A 17,766-nucleotide genomic window follows, 5' to 3' on the forward strand; every position below is an offset into this window, starting at 1 on the left:
CGGTGCCTTGCTCTCAGTCACCCGACAAGCGCCCTCGGGCGAGGGAAAAGGTCAGGATCCGCAGCCCTGTGGGAATCTCCGTGGTCTCCACATGCGCCAGACCGGCGGCAGAGGCCAGTTTCTGGTACTGGCCGAGGGTGCGTTCCCGGCCGCCCAGGAAGAGGAACATGCCGAGGTCCATCGCGGTCATCGCATAGGGATCGCCCTCGTCCAGCAGCCTCTCGACCACCAGGACGAGAGTGTCCTGCGCAGCTGCACGGGCGCAGTTGCGCAAGATGCGTACCGCGTCGTCGTCGTTCCAGTTGTGCAGGACGTTCACCAGCGTGTAGACGTCCCCTGGCGGCAGCGGCTCAAAGAAGCTCGCGGCCATGGCCGTGAACCGGTCGCCATGGTCGGCGGCGGTCGATCTTTCGGTGGCCAGACGGACGGCGTCCGGCAGGTCGAGCAGGGTCGCGCGCAGGCGTGGATAGGTGCTCATGAGTACGTCCACCAGGACGCCGGTACCGCCCCCGAGGTCCACCACGTGCCCGTCGGCGGGCCATGGGTACGACTTGACCAACTCGGCTGCGAAGCTTTCCGCGTGGTCGCCGCGGAGCCCGTCGAAGGGCGTGCCTGCGGCGTGGGACGCGAGATGCTCGTAGAACGGCTTGCCGTGCAGCTCCGGGTAGGGCGGCCGACCGGTGTGCAGAGCCTGGAGCAGGTTCGTGGTCGCGGCGTCTAGGTGGGCGCCGATGCCGGACTGGTCGAGCCAAGATCGCAGGCGCGAAGGGTGACCGTCCAGCAGGGTGACGGAGAGACTCGTCAGCCCGTACACGCCGGGCCGGGGTTCGTCGAAGACCTGGCGGCAGACGAGGAACCGCATGAGCCGTTCGAGGAGGTCCGGGTCGGCCCCGGCTTGTTCAGCGAGGGCCGGCAGACGGTCGTGGCCGGCGATGATGTGGTCCGCCAGTCGCAGAGTTGCGGCGGATCGCAGGGCAACGGGGGCCAGTCCGCTCACGGCTTCGGCGAACTGGTGGGCGACGGGATCGTCGTTCATTGCGTGGCTCCAGGGGAACTGGTGACGGATGGCTCGCCTACGAGCGGCCCGCCGATCCGGCCCCGCGGCTGCTCGCGAGTCTGCTCGCCGAGCAGCAGGCGGTAGCGTCGGCTGGTGCGGACGAGCTCGTCGTGGTCGCCGGCCGCCACGACCCGGCCGTCGTCGACGACGAGGATCCTGTCGGCGTCGCGGACGGTGGAGAGCCGGTGGGCCACCACCAGCACGGCGGTGTGCTTGTGCAGGCCGCGCAGACCGGTCAACACGGCGGTCTCGTTCTCGGTGTCGAGGCCGGAGGTGGGCTCGTCGAGCAGCAGCAGCGCGGGCCTGCTGAGCAGCGCACGTGCTATGGCCAGGCGCTGGCGTTCGCCACCCGACAACAGTGCGCCGTGTTCGCCGACGGGCGTGTCGAGGCCCTGCGGGAGTTGGTCGACCAGCCGGTGCAGGTTCACCTGCCGCAAAGCCTGATCCAGTGCCTTCGGCGAGGTTTCCCCACTGAGGGCCAGGTTGTCGCGCAGCGTGCCGTGCAGCACGGCAGGGTTCTGTTCCACCAGGGCCAGCAACGAGCGGGACTGTCGTAGCGTCAGATCCTCGGCTTGATGGCCGAGATAGCGGATCGAGCCGCGGTCGGGGTCGTGCAGTCGGCAGATCAGGGACAGGATGGTGGACTTGCCCGCGCCGGACGGCCCGACCACTGCGGTCCGGGTGCCCGGCGCGAGTGCGAAGCTGACCCCGCGCAGCGCCGGTCGTCCGTCGTAGGCGAAGTGCACGTCGTGGAACTCCAGGACCGACGTCCCCGGGGATGCAGGGCGCACCTCGGCGCGGGTGGCGGGCTCGGCCGGCTCGGCGTCCCAGGCGAGGCAGTCGTCGATGCGTTGCAACGCCCCCGTGGCCCGCTTCAGCGTGGTGAGGCCGTCCAGCAGGTTGCCGAGCGGCATCACCAGATAGGTGGCGTACAGCAGCAGGGCGATCAGGTCGCCGAGCGCGAGGCTGCCGTCCGCGACCCGGGCGCCGCCGAGGACCAGGACCAGCAGGAAGGAGCCGCTCGCGGCGAGCTGAGTGACCGGCGCCGCCGCCGCACCGAGGCGGGCGCCGCGGATGCCGGCCCGTCGGGCGGCCTCGGCTGAGGCGAGGATACCTGCGGACTCGGACTCCTCGACGCCACTCACCCGGATGGTGCGTACGGCCGTCAGCCCCCGCTCGAGGTCGGCCGCGAACGATCCGACGGCCGTCTGCGCCTGCTCGCCCGCCGCCCTGATCCGGTCCAGGGCGGTGGTGACGCCGAGCCCGGCGACCACGAAGACGCCCAGCACGGCGAGGAAGAGCAGCGGGTCGATCCTGAGCATGAGGACGGTGGCGCCGACCACGGTGAGGACGCCGACGGCAATCTCGACCAGACTGCGGTTGACGGCGTCTCGCAGCGCGGCGGTGTCGGTGGTCGCCCGTGTGATCAGGTCGCCGACGCGATGCCGTTCCAGGACAGCGATGCGCAGCCGCAGCAGGTGGCCCACCATCTGTCGGCGCATGCGCAGGACGACGTTCTCCCCGGCGCGTTCCAGCAGATAGCGGCCGAGTGTGTCGACGACGGTCTGGGCTGCGAAGAGGCCGAGCAGTACGGCTACCGGGCCGGTCAGTCCGCCGCCGGTGCGGACTCGGTCGATGACGGCGCCGGCCAGCAGCGGCTGGGCCAGTCCGAGCCCGGACGCGGTGACGACGAGCAGGCCGGCCGCGCCGATGCCGCGGGACTCCGGACGGATCAGTGCGAGGAGACGGCGCAGACCGGCTCGTGCGTCCGCGTCGGCACCGGCGTCCGCACCGGAAGCAGTGGCCTGGCCGGTGCTAGCCATGGCCCGCCCCGACTCGCATGAGTGCCCGGTAGTCGTCGGGGGTACCGGGCTCGGCCACGATGTGCCCGTCGGCCTCCAGCCACGCGTGCGCGGCGAACGGCGGGGTGGCACGCACACCGACGCACCACTGTGGCCAGGCGCCGCCAAGGCGGCAGAGCAGGGCAACCGCGATCGAGCGGGGGAGGCAGCCCTGCCACCCGGCACAGCGGGCACTGGCTCCGACCACCTCGCGGTAGTACTCCTCCACCTGCCGGTGGGGGACGGGGCGTGCGTCGGTGGCGAGCCGTTCCAGGACGGTGCGCAGCCGACGGGGTGACAGCCGGGCCAGGAGCAGCCCGCTGACGACGGCCGCCCGGACGGTGACCGCCCGACGCAGGCCGCTGGGGCGTGCCGTGGGCACGGTCATGCCGACGCTCATGAACCCACCAGTCCGGCTTGACGCAGTTGGCCGACCAGGACCGTGAGATCTGCTCTCGCACGCTCCTCTGTCACGTCGTACTCGGCAGTGATCGCGGCCACGACATCGTCGGTGTCGTCCCCGGCGAGGAGGCGCTCGGCGGCCACCCGGCCGGTGGGGTTCAGCTGGAAGTAGCGCCCGGCACGCTCGTCGAGGAGGACGGCGCCGTAGTCGGTGGCCACCAAGGTCACGTCGTCACGTAAGTGAAGGGGCATGGGTGTGCTCCTGAGGGGTTGTGGTGCCGTCGATGGCCCGCAGCCAGAGTTCGCAGGCCACCGTGGTGAGCAGGGCGCCGTCGTCCAGCTGGGGCGCTTCGGGCTGATCGCACAGCGTGGTGAGCCGTTCCGCGTCCACCAGCCCGCGAGCGGCAAGGCGCGAGTCCGCCCAGAGACCGGCGAGGTCGGTGGCGTGCTCGCGGACTCCGAGGGCGAGGTCAAGGTCTCCGACGCCTTTGGTGGTCCGGGCGAGCAGCCGCTCCGGGAGGATGCCGGCCATGGCCCGGCGCAGCAGCGGCTTGTAGACGTGTGGCTGGACCCGGTCCTCGATCCGTGTCGAGAGCGCGGCCTCGATCACCCGGTCGTCCAGGAACGGAGCCGAGATCGGCAGGCCGGCATGGCCGGTGATGTCGGTGAGGGCCCGAACCAGCCGGGCGCCGTCACGGATGCCGTCCAGTTCAAGGTGTCGGCCGGGTGTCGGCGCCAGTGGACGGGCGGTGGCCGCGGCCCGGCCGAGTTCACCCCGCACCAGGTCGGCGGCGTACGGCGTGACCCAGTCCGGGAGGGTTGCCGGCACGCCCCAGGCAAGTAGCGGGGTGCGCCAGTCCGCAACCCGTCCGCAGCTGACGGCGGAGCGGGCCAGCCACCGGCGGTAGGACCCACGCCGGGCCAGCTGACGGGCCGTGTCCGGCCAGGACCAGCCGAACATGCTTCGGTAGGCGGCGATCCGGTGAACGGCGGCCATCGGTCGGGTGCGCAGCAGGTCGAGGGAGAGGGTGGGCAGACCGACGAACAGGTGGTCTCCACCGTGGCCGGTGAGGTGGACCTGTGAGCCGGTCTCGCGGGCCAGCGCGGTAACGGCGAGCACCCGCGACCGCTGCGCGATCGCGATGGAGGGATCGTCGATGCGCTCGGCCGCGGCGTCCGCGAGGCTGTCGTATGTGAGCGGGAGACGTTCGGCGGGCAGGATCCGGTGGTCGAGGGCCGGATTCAGCCGCGCCGCGAGGGCCGCCCAGTCGTGGTCGTCGTCAAGCGGATCCCGACTACCGGCCGTGATAGCCAGTACTGCCGGGGCGCTCAGCCGTGTGCGCTCGCGCTGGGCGAGGTAGCTGACCGCGGTCGAGTCGAAGCCGCCGGAGAGTTCGGTGCTCACCGTCGCGCGGCCGGCCAGATGGAGACGGACGGAGAAATTCAGGGCCTCGCGCACCGACGTGGCCCCCTCGGTCGCCGGACGGCTCGGGAGAGGCGGCTGCCACCACCGACGTGTCGTGACGTACTGCCGGCCGTCGATCCGCAGGTAGCTGCCCGGCGGTGTGGAATTGATGCCCTGCCAGGTGGTGCGTTCGCCGAGCGGGTGTGGGAGGGGCTCCAGCAGGCGCAGGGCCAGGGCGGCCTCGTCCACGGGGGAGCCAACCAAGTCGGCCAGTGTCTCGGCCCGGTCGCCGACCAGCAGGGTCGCACCCTGGCGGGTATGGAAGATCCGACGCACGCCTGAGGCCGTGCCCTGGACTCGGATCACGCCGCCGATACAGGCCATCATGTGAAACACGCCGGGGAGTGAAGCCAGGATGCGGTCCAGTTCGGCGATGTCCCGGCAGCGGCCTAGTGCCGCCTGTAGCGGCTCGCGCTCGACCGGGCCCGGGCCGATGAGGACCAGGGCGTCGGCGCCGGCACGTATGTCGGTGAGCCGGCCGTGCGGGAGGTCGGCGAGGATCCAGGGGCGTCCGGACGGGTGGGACACCAGATGGGTGGGCCGGAAGGGAAGGCACCCGGCAACAGCGGATGCCGCCTCGTGGTCCGGCAGCATCACGAAGCGGTCGATGCTGCCGCCGAGTGCCTTTGTCACGCTAAGCGCCCTCTCACGGGATGAGTCGGCCGACCAACTGGTCGGCCTTGAACCTGCCGAACCCGGCGGTGGCGGCGGCGAACGCACCGCGTGCCGTGAGCTTCGGAGCCTGGTAAGGCTTCTTCATCGCAATCACCCCCTCTGCATGTTCGGGCCATTGGCGGCGACATCCATCCTGCTGGTCGATTCCCGCTCCGCCCACTGTCGTCTGCGACAGTCCTTGGGCGTACGCCGCAGCCGCGAGGCAGACTTTCAGGCGAGTGCGCAACCCGAGCTTCGCTTGAATGCTCATAATGTGCGCACGGACCGTTCGCTCTGTGACAAAGATTTCCCTGGCGACGTCCATGTTGGTCGGACCCTCCGCCAATAGCGCGAACACTTCTCGCTCTCGTTCGGTGAGTCGTCCCACGCGCCGAAGGGCGGTCATCCACTGGGGCGCGTCCGTCGAATCCCAAGAACTCATCGTTCCCCCTTTGGTCTCAGATCGAACGATATTTCGATCATCACAGAGGGATCCGGAGCACCGGCATCCGGGGTAAAGTTTCCGCCAAGCCCGAGACCGGCGATTTTTCGCCACGCGTTAGCAGCGCATAGCGGGAGCACAGCAGGGGCAGGGGTTGGAAGTCGTCCGAAATCCGCGCGGTGGACGCCCGGGCTGAGAAAGGAAAATGGCGCGGTCGGCCCCCCGGCGGTCGTTGTTCCGCAGGAAACCGACCAGCGCCGGATCAGGAGCCGTCGTCTGCGTGCGAGCGCGACCGGGCCATCCAGTACGCGCCCTGGCTGATCATCAGGATCCCGATGAGCTGCGGCCCGTGCCGCACCAGCGAGTTTTCGCCGAAGGGCAGCCAGCCCAGAGTCGCGACTGCCACCAGCGCGATCCCAAGCAGCGCTAGTGCCGCTCCCCGCACCAGCAACTGGCGCGCTGCACGTTGATCTGTGGACTCACTCCCCCTGTCGATGCCGTCGGGCAGGTCAGGATTTCGCAAGGTCATGCCGCGATCCTACTTTTAGGTTGGTGATCGACCTTCGTTATCGGCCACCGAATCGTCGTCCAGGTAGCCGGCGGCCTGGAGCGTGAAGAGCCGCGCGTACGCCCCGTTCAGCCGCATCAGCTCACGGTGGCTACCCCGCTCGATCAGCGCCCCTTGCTCCAGAACCAGGATCTCGTCGGCCATCCGGACGGTGGAGAACCGGTGAGCGATCAGGACGGCGGTGGCGTCGGCGGCGATCTCCTGGAGCTTTCCGAAGATCTCGGCCTCAGCCTCGGCGTCGATCGACGCGGTTGGCTCGTCGAGCACCACCAGTGGCGCTCTGCGCATGAACGCGCGAGCCAGTGCCACCTTTTGCCACTGCCCGACGGACAACTGTCTACCGCCCTCGAACATCTTCCCCAGAACGGAGTCGTAGTCATCCGGCAGGCGGCTGAGGAAGGCGTCGGCGCTACTGTCACGGCCAGCCCGGCGTATCCGTTCTCTGTCCGCCAGGTTCGTGATCGACCCGAAGCCGATGTTCTCCGCAGCGGTCATCTCGTACTGGACGAAGTCCTGGAAAATGACGCCGATGTTGGCTCGCAGGTCCGCCAGGTCGTACTCCTGGATCGGCACCCCGTCGATCAGAATCTCCCCGGATGTCGGCTCATAGAGTCGGCCGAGGAGCTTGACCAGCGTGGTCTTGCCGGCGCCGTTGTGCCCGACGATAGCCGTGCAACGGCCGGCCGGGATCATGCAGGACAGCCCGGAGAACACGGGACGCCCCGTCCCGGGATAGGTGAAGCTGACGTCACGGAACTCGATCCCGTGTTCCAGCTTGGCCGGGAACCTGCGGGTGCCACTGCTGATCCGGGACTCGGGCAGGTCAAGATACTCGAAGACGTTGCCGACGAACAGCACGTTCCGGTACAGCTCACCGATACCGAACAGCACACTGTGCGCGGACGTCTGGACCAAGTTGATCGCCTGGGTGTACGCGGCGAGCCGGCCCACCGCCGCAGCCGTCGTTGTGGTCGCCAGCGCGTACACCAGTGCGCCGGAGGAGACCAGGACGCTGACCAGGCCGAGCGGAAACGCCGCGAACGCCTGCTTCCTGGCCAGCACCCGGTCGGTCCCGTAGAACTCCTCGCTCAGCGCGCGGTACCGGCCGACCAGTTCGTCGCCCAGGTTGAACAGCCGGACCTCTTTGAAAGTCCGGTCGGTGGTGGTCAGGTACTGCAGGTACTGCATCATCCGGCGCTTCGACGTGCGCTCGCGTTCCACCGTGTAGCCGCGCCGCCCGTAGATCAAAGACGCCGCGATCGACGGCGCGGGCGACACCAGAATGAGCAGGCCGACCCAGGTGTTCCAGGACAGCAGCACGCCCGCCACCGACGCCAGTTGGACGGTGTTCTGTCCGACCTCGATGATCCCCTGGAAGATCTGGAACGGACGGCTCGCGCCCTCCCGGTTGGCCCGCTGGAGGACGTCATAGGTGTCGGCGTTCTCGTACTGCTCCAAATCCAGCCGGGTCGCCTTGCTCATCAGCCGTTCGTTGACCCGGTAGGTGAACTGCAGTTGGAGCAGCATCCGGGCGTACTGCTCCCAGGTGCCGAACAGGTGCGCAAGGACCGCGAGCAGGGCCAGCAGACCACCGTTGACCAGCGCTGTACGGGTGGTATCGCCACCGACGCGGATCGCGTCGACGACGCTCTGTACCGCCGCCTGCGTCACCTTGATCTGCAGCGACGGCAGCAGTCCGGTGATCAGCGTGAGACCGAGCACCACACAGACCGTCCGCGGACTGATGCGCCAGAACAGCGCGACCACCCGCATGCCTGAGCGGACACGCGGCCAAGAGGCCGCTGCCCTTCCGGTGCCGCTCATCGGGCCTCCATCCCGGCCGGTACGCCTGCGGGCCTGGTCCGGATCGCGTCCAGGGCGAGGCGCCACAACCCGTAGCAATACTCCTCCTTCTCCCGGTCCACGCCGAGCAGTCGGTTGCTCTGCATGTGCGTCAGGCTGACCAGCACGGCTTGCTCGACCGCCGCACCCCGTTGCCCGGGGTGATGCCGGCGCACCGCCTGCCGCATCCCGGCCACCACCGCCCGCTGCACGTCGAACAATGGCGCCAGCGCCTCGCGGTGGGCCGCAGCGAGCGGGTCCGGGTGCGCCGCCCAGGGCGCCAGCAGGTTGGTGAGGTAGCGCCGGTCGCGCCGAAAGCCGTCGCGCATGGCTGCGGTCAGTTCCGGCATCAGCGGCGACCGCTCGGGCGGTGTGTCGTACCAGTCCTGGTACAGCGCCTGGTGGGCGTGGACCATGAGGTGTTCCACGGAGGGTGGACCGTCCTCCGTCCGGGCCCGCAGCAAACCGATGGCCAGGTCGCTGTTCGCGGTGAAGAGCCGTTCGGCGTCCGCGATCACCTCGATGCCTCCGTAGCGTTCTATCTCCCGCTCATAGGTGTCGAGTTGCACGTGCCGGGCGGTTCCCGCGCCGACCAGCTGGTGCCCCGAGCGGACCGCCTCCAGCAGCACGTCCTCCCGGGCGTCCTCGTCAGCCGCGTGGAAGCGCACCCGCAGATGGGCCTCGGGGTCGACATACCGGACGTAGAACCAGCGGTCGATCAGTGCCCGCTCCCGCAGCCCGGCGACCAGTTCGGCCAGTGGGCCCGTGATCAGGTCGTCCTGGGACGCGTCGTCGCAGTAGACCTTCAGGTACGTCCACTCTCCACCGGGCGGGAACCGCCGCAGCGGGCTGCGCAGGCCGACCCGCTCCCCGGACTGCACCAGTCGCCGGTGCGCGGCCTCGGGGGTGCGCGGCGCCCCTGGTGGAATGCCGGCCTCCTTGCTCAGTACGACGGGCACCACCAACTCGCTGACGTAGGGTCTGCCGTCCGTGTCCCGCAGCCACAGACCGTCCATCGTCGGCAGCATCTCGTGCAGCTCCAGGAAGGCGGGCGAGCCGTCGCGCAGCGCCGACAGCGCCTCCCGGTGCAGTTGCCGCCTGCCCAGCGGGCTGTCCAGGTCCACCAGCAGCCGGTTGTCCAGCTGGACGACATACACGTACCGGTCGATGGTCCAGCGCTCGCGCAGCCCCGCCAAGGTCGCGTCGAAGCGCTCGCTGTCCTGGTCGTCCGGGCCGGCGACCAGCTCACCGGGTCGGAGGTTCCACTGCGCCGGGCGGAGCACCACCCTGCCCCGGCACACCTGCGGCAGGAACGGCAGGGTGTCCAGGTCGTGCCACTGGAAGCCGGACGGTAGTGCGAAGCCGTCCCAGGATGCCTCAAGAACGAACCGGGCCGCGTTCGGCGCGCTGGTCCCGACCAGCATGTGCGTCTGGTGCGCGACCACCTCCCGGCCGAGGCGCAGCGAACGCAGGTAGAACCGCTTCGGGGTGGCGCCCACGACGATGTCCGAGAGAGGGATCTGCCGCTCGGGCTCCATCGTCGGCTGTGCGTTGACGAGGATCTCGTACTCCCGCGTGACCGGGTGGGCCGCCACATTTGCTCCGACGGCGAAGGCCGGATGGTAGTTCACCTCGGCGTGTATCGCGTCGCCGTCCCGGTCCTGTGCGTCGGCCAGGTACCGGCGAAGCTCACCGACTGCCTCTGTGCCGAGGACGCCGCCGAAACGGCCCAGTGACCGGCCACCGAAGGCGACGCCGTCGGCTGCCACCACGAGCTTCCACTCCCCGGCGTCCAGCGCCGCCGGGGAGGCTGCCTGCACTTGGCAGAACAGGTCGACGGCGGACAGTGGGGGTTCGCCCGAGGCGCTCGGCTCCCAGACCGTCAGCCGTGCCAGATCTTCGTCGGAGAGGGTGAGGGTGCGGCTGCCCGCGCGCAGACAGTCGGCGAGGAGCCGGGACAGGTGGCGCTGCTGAGTCTCGGGCCGGCCCGGGTACGACGGGACGCGCGGGCTGCGCTCCGGGGCGGGCCGGGTGTACGTCGCCGGGGCGCCCAGCCCGGTACGGGCGTCGAGCAGTTCCAGTAACGGCACCTCGGTGTCGGTGCCGTACCGCTCGACGAACCGCTCGTGGTACTCGGCCAGGTGCGGCTGCCGGACGGGGTGACAGCCCAGCCGCATCAGCGTCTCGACCGCCTCGGCGGCAGCCGCCCCGATCGCCCGGTGCACGGCCGGCTCACGCACGCCGAGTCGGGTGTCCACGTGGAACGGAACAGCCGCCTCACCCTCGTGAATCTCCCGCTGCCGGTCCGCCGCCTGCCGTAGCAGAGCGGACCGGGCACCGGCCATGGCTCGATCGCTGCGATCGAGGAGGTCCCGCAGTTCCGACCACGCGTCAACGTTTCCGGGTGCGGCGCGCTCGGCCAGCAGCCGGTGCAGATGTTCCTCGGGCCGGAACTCGGTGTGCGGCGGCCGCAGATCGGTCAGCAGGTAGCGGGACTCGTGCAGCATCAGCAGGAAACCGCGTGCGGCCTCCCGGTACTGCGGGCCCGTCTCGGTGGTCAGCGTCTCGACGAGTTCACCGAACGGGACGGGCCGCGCGCACAGCTGCGCGATCCGGCGCAGCATCGGGGTGGAGGCGATGGTGATCGCACGGCTGTCGCTCTTGCCGTATACGTCCGCGTAGGGGAGTACGAAGCGGTCGTCCAGATCGGCGATCAGCGGGTTCCAGAACAGCCGCGACCGGGCCAGCAGCTCCTGGTCGGACTCCAGGACGCTGAGGTGGTCCAGTAGCCATCGCATGTCCGAGCGGGTCTGGGTGGCCGCCTCGGCGGGAGCGAGGACCGCGGTGGTCGAGTCGGCCAGCGGCACCAGGGCCACTCCCGCAAACGCGCCGAAGGGTGTCGGCCGGCTGCTCATCCGGCCGATGTAGCGAGCCAGGCTGGACAGCAGCCGCTCTGTTCGTCGCCCGCGTTCGGCCGGGTCGGCCGTGTATCGGTCCAGTGCCCGTACCAGGTCAGGGCTGGCGATCTGCAGGGCCTCCCGCACCTCGGGGCGCCTCGCGATCTCCAGGATCCGGTCCCGGCCGCCGCTCAGCTCCGCGAAGGTCTCCACGCTCTGCATCGGTGTCCTCAGCAGGGCGAATCCCGTCGGCTCGTACAGGCTGTGCTTCACCGTCCTTGTCCTTCCCCGCTGCTCAGCCATGGAGCATCAGGCCGTTCCACCACGTCTGCCGTCCGCCGCGCGCGGACAGCAGGCTCAGACCCACGCCGGCCGCGCCGGTCAGGAAGCTCGGATCGTCCACGAAGTTCCCCGTGGACTCCTCGTCCCGCACGATCAGCGGCTGCGCCGAATCGCAGTGTGTCAGCAGTCGCTCGGTCAGCCACCGGACGTCGTCCCGGGCCGCCGCGTCGCCGGTCTGTTCCTCGACGAAAGCGGCCACGCAGAGCAGGCCCGCCACGCCGTGGCAGATCGTCGGCGAGGACACCGACTCGGGCACAGCTCGGACACGGGCCATAGCCGCGCGGTGGGCGGTGATCGCGGTGGACCGCAGATCGGCATCAGCAAGCGCCGCACCCGCCTGTAGCAACGCGACCACCACGCCGGGAGTGCCGTAGCACCAGGCGGTACGGGTCGGCACTGACTCGACCGGGTTCGGCGTGCCGGCCTCAGTCAGCGGCACCCCGGCGGGCCAGTCGGGCCCGAGCCGGTCCGGAGTCGACCATTCCAGCAGCCGGTCCGCGAGCCGACGCAGGGCGGAGCGGACACCGGGGCCGTCGTACCCGGCGCGGTAGGCGGCGGAGAGGGCCGACAGCACGCCGGGGATGCCGTGCGACAGCCCGGTGTTGTAGTAGCCAAAGGGATACTGTTCACGGTACTCCGGGAGCGGGAACAGCTCCGGCGGGATCCGGCAGGCCAGATCTTCCCCGTCCGAGGGGCCGACCACCTTCAGGAGATAACTCACCAGGATGTCGACGGCGTCCTGATGCCCAAAGAGGGCCTCCGGGGCGGAGAGCAGCGCCACCAGCACGCCGGCCGCCCCGTAGACCACATCGTAGTCGGTCGCCGCGTAGCCGCTCTCGCGGACCGGCCATGGGCGGTCACGTACTTGTTCGGCCACTTGCTGCCAGAGTCGGCTGGCGCTCGTCGCGTAGCGGTCGTCGGTCTGCTGGAAATCCTCGACGGCCAAGGCCAGTCCTGAACTGCCCAGCAGGACCGAGGTGTTGGTGAGTGGATGGGTGTGGGTGCTGCCCACCGCGCTGTGCAGCTGGGCCTGTGCCCGGGCGAGCCACTCCTCGGACGACACGCCGCCTGTCGCGATGGCGGCGTCGGCCACGCGCTCCGCGGCTTCCGCATGCCTCGCCAGCGCGAGTTGGAGCAGAGCCACCCCTGTGTGTCCCTTGCCGAGCGATGCTCCGCCCCACTCGAAGGGGTTCCTCGCGCGTGTGGCGGCTCGCTCCACGGCGTTCGCCACCAGCTTCTCCTGGGAGAGACGCTCCCCGATCAGGGCGGCCTGGGCGTGAGCGGCGGCGTACGGGTCAGGGCGACTTGGGAAATTGAGATGGTTCGACAACATGGCCACCCGTTCTCTGGTGTGCGTGTTCCTGGTCCCGGAGGTCAGCACAGGCGTGCCGGCCACCCCGGAGGGGCGGCCGGCACGCCTCACAGGTGCCTCAGCAGCCGATCGGGCACTGCGTCACGCAGCTGAGGAGGGTGCAGTGGGCCTTGACCGAGGGGCACTTGGTGGTGCAGCCGAGGCAGGTGGCCGTCGGCCACGGTTCCGCCGCGCTCTCGCCCTGCGAGGTCACCTTGACGTCGAGCACGAAGGGGTCGGCGACGGCCTGTGCAGTTGCAGACATGGTGCGGTTCCTTTCCAAGAAAAAGGGACGTTCGATGCTGCTGCCGGACACCCGGAAGCTAAGCCGACGTGCGTATCCGGATCAACGGAAGAACGTGCCTGGAAAGGGAATTGAGAAACTCGCCATATGCCGCTTTCGACAATAGGCCGCAGATGCCGCACCATGTTAGTGCGAAGCCGTGCGACCGGCCCAACGATCCAGCATCGCCTTGGCCCTGGACGATGCGGGCGCGGGCAGCGCGGCAAGGGATGCCGTACCATGCGTCGCACCTGGGACGGTGAACTCCGCCGCGTCCCGGGTGCAGGTACCCACGGTGAACCGCTCGGCGCCCCAGGGATCCTCCTGCCCGTAGACGAACATCAGCCGTTCGCCGTGGCGGTCGATCCAGTTCTGGATATCGCGCATCGCGCCACTGTCAAAGGGCCGATCTCGTAGCCCCGGAGGCAGGAAGTTCCGGATCCGGTACACGTCGGGGTAGCGGCGCAGGTCCGCCAGCCAGGAGAACGCCGGTGACGGGCTGCCGAGTTGGGTGGCCGCCTGGTAGTAGTAGCCGACGTGCGCGGAGATCCGCTGGTCGGTGTATCCGTCGAGGCCGTCGAGGCTGAAGTTCAGCCAGCCCCACAGAGTGTCGACGGAGGCGCTCGGTGCCGGCACCAAACCGCACTGCCGGTCCCCCCAGAGCATCCAGAACGAGAAGACCGACTCCATAGCCAGGTATTCCACCGCCCGGTCGGTCGTCCTGAACGTCCGGGAGAAGGTGAGCCCCTGGGAGTGCGCCCAGGCATCGAGCCGCGCCCCCAGTTCGGCGCGGTGCTGGAGCAACTGGCGACTCACCCGCTCCACACCGGCCCGGCAGGTCGGCTTCCCGACCGTGGCCAGGAAGCGGTCATAGGCACTGTCGTCGGCATCATCCACGTCATTGGGGGCGACGTACGCGACGGTGCCGGCCACGTCCCTCGGGTGGAAACGGCGGTAGTAGACGGACGCCATGCCACCCTTGCTCATCCCGGTGCTGATCCAACTGCCCTGGTACACACGTTTCAGAGCCGACACCACTGCGTGGTAGTCGTCCGCCGACTGCCTGATGGTGAGCGTGCTCCAGTCGCGTGAGCGCGGTGTCGAGGGCCCGAAGAACCGGTGCTCGATCTTGAGTTCGTTACCGGCCAGTAGCCGGGTTGGCTCGCTCAGCGGCTGGCTCTCATCGAGTTCGTACCCTGTTGAGTAGAGGACGGTCGGCGCGGAGAGCGAGCGATGGATGAGGTTCAGCCGCTGCTGGAACGTTCCCTTCCTGTGGTCCCGGTGGTCGACCCACTGCCGGAAGTCCATCAGGTACTGCCGACGGCCGCCGTCCAGAGGCCGTTGCTGCCTCACCGTCAAGCCGGGCACCTTCGCAAGCAAGGGCGCGATGTCTGACGACACCCTGGCAGTCGCAGCCGCCTCGGCGGCGGGTGCCGGGACGGCGACGGCGAACTGCACCACGGCCAGTAATAAGCCGACCACCATGGATATCGGACGGATTCTCGTCCCGATGTGTGTCACAGCTTTCCTTCCCTGAGGTGTGCGCTGACGGGAATGAGGGTCCGACTCTACGAAATGAGCCGCCCCCACCCTGCTTCATTTCCGGGACGTGCGTGGAGGACGGGAGGGAATTGATGGACGCAGGTGGCCGAAATGGACGCTGTCGCCGAAAGGAGATCCGAGCGCGCCGACCCGGTCGCCGTGTGGGCCGACGGGTTGGCTCATGGCGTGGGGGGAAGCGCGCGTAAGGGCTCCGCCGCCCGCAGTGTGGTGTCCCCTGGCGCCTCAGGCGATAGCCCCCGCGTGGGCGGTGGTGGGAGCCGCCTGGGAGCCCGATCCCGAACTCGGCTCCCAAATGGCTCCCAGATCGGTCCCCGGAACCACTCAGGGGCCCGACCCGCGATGCGGATCAGGCCCCTGACCTGGTATTTCACTGTCGGGGTGGCGGGATTTGAACCCACGACCTCTTCGTCCCGAACGAAGCGCGCTGCCAAGCTGCGCTACACCCCGATGTCGCTGCTTGTCGCGGCGACGTCGTTTACTTTAGCCCACTGGGGGCCGTGGACGAAATCCGGTTCAGGCGCGGCGGCGGACCGGGGTCGGGCGGGTGTGGTCGAGGGCTACCAGGAGGGCGGCCAGGGTGTAGATCGCGAGGCCCAGCAGGAGGGCGTTGGCCAGGGTGGCGCGGTAGCCGTGGGTCGCCACGTCCAGGAAGGGATAGAGGTAGCGGGACGGGCTGGTGGGTGGGAGGAAGGCGGCCCTGGTGAGGGAGAAGATCAGGTACGCCAGGGGGTAGAGGAGCCAGGCCGCCGTCTGGCGGAGGTGCAGGCGGGTCGCGGGGGTGAGCAGGAGCCAGTCCAGCAGGGCCGCCGTCGGGACCAGCGTGTGGAGGATCTGGAGGGCCGCCCACTGGGCGTGCCAGCGTGCCGGTGCCGTCGTCGCGCCCGTCATCGTGAACGGGGGCGACGTGTGGCCGAGGAGCAGGTGGTAGACGAGGGCGCTGGTCAGGGCGTACAGGAGTGTGGCGCCTGTCAGCGTCGACGGGAGCGGGCGGCGGGCCTGCGAGGCACGTCTCGCCGAGAGGAACATGACCACCGCAAGCAGGGCGCCGGTCTGGACGCTGAAGTAGCTCAGGACGCGGGGCGGAGGGCCCAGCAGGAGTTCCAGGGCGACGCCGGCCGCCGCCGCCACGGCGGTCAGGAGGCGGAACCCGGCGGCCAGGGGGCGGCGGACCGGCGCCACCACCGCCGTGGCCGGGACCGGGGCGGGCAGCAGCAGGGGCGGACCCGGGATCGCGGGCAGCTCCGGGATGTCCCTGGGTATCGGGGCGGTCATGCCCTCACGCTAGGAGCGGGGGAGGGGTGCGGCCAGGCGGACGCGTCCAGGTGGGTGACCTGCGCAGTCCCTTCCCGGTACCTCCGGGTTCGGGCCCTTCCCGATCCCTCCGGGGCGATTCCGGTCCCCCGGCGCCACCCCGGCTCTCCCCGCAAACCCGCCCAGTTTCGCCCCAGGCGTCCGTTACTCCCGCCCCACCAGCGTCAGCAGCGTCGCCTCCGGTGGGCAGGCGAAGCGGATCGGGGTGTAGCGGCTGGTGCCGCAGCCCGCCGAGACGTGGAGGTAGGAGGTGTGGCCCTCCGCCGTGTGGGTGGAGAGGCCCTTCACGCGGTCGGTGTCCAGGTCGCAGTTGGTGACCAGGGCGCCGTAGAAGGGGATGCACAGCTGGCCGCCGTGGGTGTGGCCGGCCAGGACCAGGGGGTAGGCGTCCGCCGTGAACGCGTCCAGTACCCGCAGGTACGGCGCGTGGACCACGCCGAGCGAGAAGTCGTACGTGCCGGACGGTCCGCCGGCCACCCGGGCGTAGCGGTCGCGCTTGATGTGCGGGTCGTCCACGCCGGTCAGCTCGATCGAGGCGCCCTCGATCTTCAGGACACCCCGGGTGTTCGTCAGGTTCAGCCAGCCCGCCGCGTCGAAGCCGTCCCGCAGGTCCTCCCACGGGTTGTGGATCGCGCCGACCACCGGCGGGTTGCCGTTCAGACCGTGCCGGCCGTTCGTCTTCTCCAGCAGGTAGCGGGCCGGGTTGCGCAGCCTGGGGCCGTAGTAGTCGTTGGAGCCGAAAACGTACGCGCCCGGGAACTCCATCAGCGGGCCGAGCGCGTCCAGGACCTCGGGGACGCCCTCGGGGTCCGACAGGTTGTCGCCCGTGTTGATCACGAAGTCGGGGCGCAGCCCGGCCAGCGACTGCAGCCAGCGCTGCTTCTTGCGCTGGCCGCTCACCATGTGGATGTCGGAGACCTGCAGCACACGCAGCGGGCGCATGCCCGGGGGCAGGACGGGGACGGTGACCCGTCGGAGCCGGAACGAACGGACCTCGAAGCCCGCCGCATACACCAGGCCGGCGGCGCCGGCCGCCACGATTCCAAGGGGGATTCCGTATCGCGCGCGCATGTGCCCATCGTGTCAGACCCGTTGGGTACGCAGGGACCGGCCACCCGGTTAAATGCGCGGGCGTGAGCGGCCGTGTACCTGCGACAATCGGGCCATGACCACCACGCTCAAGTCGAAGCTGCAGGACGACCTCAACGCCGCGATCAAGGAGCGCGACGAGCTCCGCTCCTCGACGCTCCGGCTGACGCTCACCGCGATCACCAAGGAGGAGGTCGCGGGCAAGGAGAAGCGGGAGCTGTCCGACGACGAGATCCTCAAGGTGATCACCCGTGAGGCGAAGAAGCGTCGCGAGGCGGCCGAGGCCTTCGCGCAGGGCGGCCGGGCCGAGCAGGCCGAGCGCGAGAAGGCGGAGGGCGAGGTACTCGCCGGGTACCTGCCCAAGCAGATGTCCGACGAGGAGCTGACCGCGATCGTCGCCCAGGCCGTGGCGGAGGCCAAGGCGGCCGGCGCCGAGGGACCGCGGGCCATGGGCGCCGTCATGAAGATCGTGAACCCGAAGGTGGCCGGTCAGGCCGAGGGCGGCCGCGTCGCCGCCGCGGTGAAGAAGCTCCTTCAGGGCTGAGGGGACTGAGGGGTCGAGGGGACAAGGGGCTGAGGGGGGCTCCCTCCGGGGTGTTCGGCTCCCCGCCGAGCCGACCCCTGGGACCACGACCACGACCACGGCCGCCGAGCCGACC

Annotated in this window: 15 protein-coding genes and 1 tRNA gene; 1 reads left to right on the top strand and 15 read right to left on the bottom strand. The window is 69.8% G+C overall.

Going from position 1 to position 17,766, the window contains the following annotated elements; translation table 11 throughout:
* Positions 1 to 13 precede the first annotated feature (13 nt).
* From ACZ3ZD_RS26735 to ACZ3ZD_RS26805, 15 genes are all read right to left on the bottom strand, one after another.
* Positions 14 to 1,036, bottom strand: a complete 1,023-nt coding sequence (locus ACZ3ZD_RS26735) for a methyltransferase (RefSeq protein ID WP_467402195.1) — start codon at positions 1,034 to 1,036, stop codon at positions 14 to 16.
* Positions 1,033 to 2,880 (bottom strand): ABC transporter ATP-binding protein, encoded by a 1,848-nt coding sequence (locus ACZ3ZD_RS26740; protein ID WP_467402198.1) that lies wholly within the window; start codon positions 2,878 to 2,880, stop codon positions 1,033 to 1,035. Before ACZ3ZD_RS26740 ends, ACZ3ZD_RS26735 begins: the two co-directional genes overlap by 4 nt.
* Positions 2,873 to 3,298 (bottom strand): lasso peptide biosynthesis B2 protein, encoded by a 426-nt coding sequence (locus ACZ3ZD_RS26745; RefSeq protein ID WP_467402201.1) that lies wholly within the window; start codon positions 3,296 to 3,298, stop codon positions 2,873 to 2,875. Before ACZ3ZD_RS26745 ends, ACZ3ZD_RS26740 begins: the two co-directional genes overlap by 8 nt.
* Positions 3,295 to 3,552, bottom strand: coding sequence for a lasso peptide biosynthesis PqqD family chaperone (locus ACZ3ZD_RS26750; protein WP_467402205.1), 258 nt, complete (start codon positions 3,550 to 3,552; stop codon positions 3,295 to 3,297). Before ACZ3ZD_RS26750 ends, ACZ3ZD_RS26745 begins: the two co-directional genes overlap by 4 nt.
* Entirely contained in the window at positions 3,533 to 5,398 is a 1,866-nt protein-coding gene (locus ACZ3ZD_RS26755; protein ID WP_467402208.1) for an asparagine synthase-related protein, read from the bottom strand. Before ACZ3ZD_RS26755 ends, ACZ3ZD_RS26750 begins: the two co-directional genes overlap by 20 nt.
* Positions 5,399 to 5,411: 13 nt before the next feature.
* Positions 5,412 to 5,807 carry a LuxR C-terminal-related transcriptional regulator gene (locus tag ACZ3ZD_RS26760; RefSeq protein WP_467402211.1) on the bottom strand — a complete coding sequence of 132 codons (396 nt, stop codon included), beginning with the start codon at positions 5,805 to 5,807 and terminating at the stop codon, positions 5,412 to 5,414.
* A 316-nt stretch (positions 5,808 to 6,123) separates the two neighbouring features.
* Complete coding sequence (locus ACZ3ZD_RS26765) at positions 6,124 to 6,390, bottom strand: hypothetical protein (RefSeq protein WP_467402213.1); 267 nt, start codon at positions 6,388 to 6,390, stop codon at positions 6,124 to 6,126.
* Positions 6,391 to 6,405: 15 nt separating this feature from the next.
* A complete protein-coding gene (locus ACZ3ZD_RS26770) occupies positions 6,406 to 8,253 on the bottom strand; it encodes an ABC transporter ATP-binding protein (protein WP_467402215.1) in 1,848 nt (615 codons plus the stop codon).
* Positions 8,250 to 11,441 (bottom strand): lantibiotic dehydratase, encoded by a 3,192-nt coding sequence (locus tag ACZ3ZD_RS26775; protein WP_467402217.1) that lies wholly within the window; start codon positions 11,439 to 11,441, stop codon positions 8,250 to 8,252. The genes ACZ3ZD_RS26770 and ACZ3ZD_RS26775 overlap by 4 nt, the downstream gene beginning before the upstream one ends.
* A gap of 22 nt (positions 11,442 to 11,463) precedes the next feature.
* The gene (locus ACZ3ZD_RS26780; RefSeq protein WP_467402220.1) at positions 11,464 to 12,741 is read right to left on the bottom strand and encodes a lanthionine synthetase C family protein; all 1,278 of its coding nucleotides are present in this window, start codon (positions 12,739 to 12,741) and stop codon (positions 11,464 to 11,466) included.
* Between the two features lie 199 nt (positions 12,742 to 12,940).
* Positions 12,941 to 13,126 carry a hypothetical protein gene (locus ACZ3ZD_RS26785; protein WP_392072104.1) on the bottom strand — a complete coding sequence of 62 codons (186 nt, stop codon included), beginning with the start codon at positions 13,124 to 13,126 and terminating at the stop codon, positions 12,941 to 12,943.
* Positions 13,127 to 13,291: 165 nt separating this feature from the next.
* Positions 13,292 to 14,665 carry a S28 family serine protease gene (locus ACZ3ZD_RS26790; RefSeq protein WP_467402223.1) on the bottom strand — a complete coding sequence of 458 codons (1,374 nt, stop codon included), beginning with the start codon at positions 14,663 to 14,665 and terminating at the stop codon, positions 13,292 to 13,294.
* Positions 14,666 to 15,080: 415 nt separating this feature from the next.
* Positions 15,081 to 15,154, bottom strand: a tRNA-Pro gene (locus ACZ3ZD_RS26795).
* A gap of 66 nt (positions 15,155 to 15,220) precedes the next feature.
* Entirely contained in the window at positions 15,221 to 15,979 is a 759-nt protein-coding gene (locus ACZ3ZD_RS26800; RefSeq protein WP_467402226.1) for a Pr6Pr family membrane protein, read from the bottom strand.
* Between the two features lie 183 nt (positions 15,980 to 16,162).
* Positions 16,163 to 17,089, bottom strand: a complete 927-nt coding sequence (locus ACZ3ZD_RS26805) for a metallophosphoesterase (protein ID WP_467402228.1) — start codon at positions 17,087 to 17,089, stop codon at positions 16,163 to 16,165.
* Positions 17,090 to 17,183: 94 nt separating this feature from the next.
* Here ACZ3ZD_RS26805 and ACZ3ZD_RS26810 point away from each other — a divergent pair, with 94 nt between their 5' ends.
* On the top strand, positions 17,184 to 17,651 hold the full coding sequence (locus ACZ3ZD_RS26810; RefSeq protein WP_467402231.1) for a GatB/YqeY domain-containing protein: 468 nt from the start codon (positions 17,184 to 17,186) through the stop codon (positions 17,649 to 17,651).
* The last annotated feature ends 115 nt before the right edge of the window (positions 17,652 to 17,766 follow it).

The organism is Streptomyces sp. NPDC023481 (genome assembly GCF_055560195.1).

Bases quoted from the DNA above. Each gene is read 5' to 3' on its own strand.
- ACZ3ZD_RS26750 (WP_467402205.1), bottom strand. From the start codon at position 3,552: ATGCCCCTTCACTTACGTGACGACGTGACCTTGGTGGCCACCGACTAC.
- ACZ3ZD_RS26800 (WP_467402226.1), bottom strand. From the start codon at position 15,979: ATGACCGCCCCGATACCCAGGGACATCCCGGAGCTGCCCGCGATCCCG.
- ACZ3ZD_RS26740 (WP_467402198.1), bottom strand. From the start codon at position 2,880: ATGGCTAGCACCGGCCAGGCCACTGCTTCCGGTGCGGACGCCGGTGCC.
- ACZ3ZD_RS26765 (WP_467402213.1), bottom strand. From the start codon at position 6,390: ATGACCTTGCGAAATCCTGACCTGCCCGACGGCATCGACAGGGGGAGT.
- ACZ3ZD_RS26785 (WP_392072104.1), bottom strand. From the start codon at position 13,126: ATGTCTGCAACTGCACAGGCCGTCGCCGACCCCTTCGTGCTCGACGTC.
- ACZ3ZD_RS26745 (WP_467402201.1), bottom strand. From the start codon at position 3,298: ATGAGCGTCGGCATGACCGTGCCCACGGCACGCCCCAGCGGCCTGCGT.
- ACZ3ZD_RS26770 (WP_467402215.1), bottom strand. From the start codon at position 8,253: ATGAGCGGCACCGGAAGGGCAGCGGCCTCTTGGCCGCGTGTCCGCTCA.
- ACZ3ZD_RS26735 (WP_467402195.1), bottom strand. From the start codon at position 1,036: ATGAACGACGATCCCGTCGCCCACCAGTTCGCCGAAGCCGTGAGCGGA.
- ACZ3ZD_RS26805 (WP_467402228.1), bottom strand. From the start codon at position 17,089: ATGCGCGCGCGATACGGAATCCCCCTTGGAATCGTGGCGGCCGGCGCC.
- ACZ3ZD_RS26810 (WP_467402231.1), top strand. From the start codon at position 17,184: ATGACCACCACGCTCAAGTCGAAGCTGCAGGACGACCTCAACGCCGCG.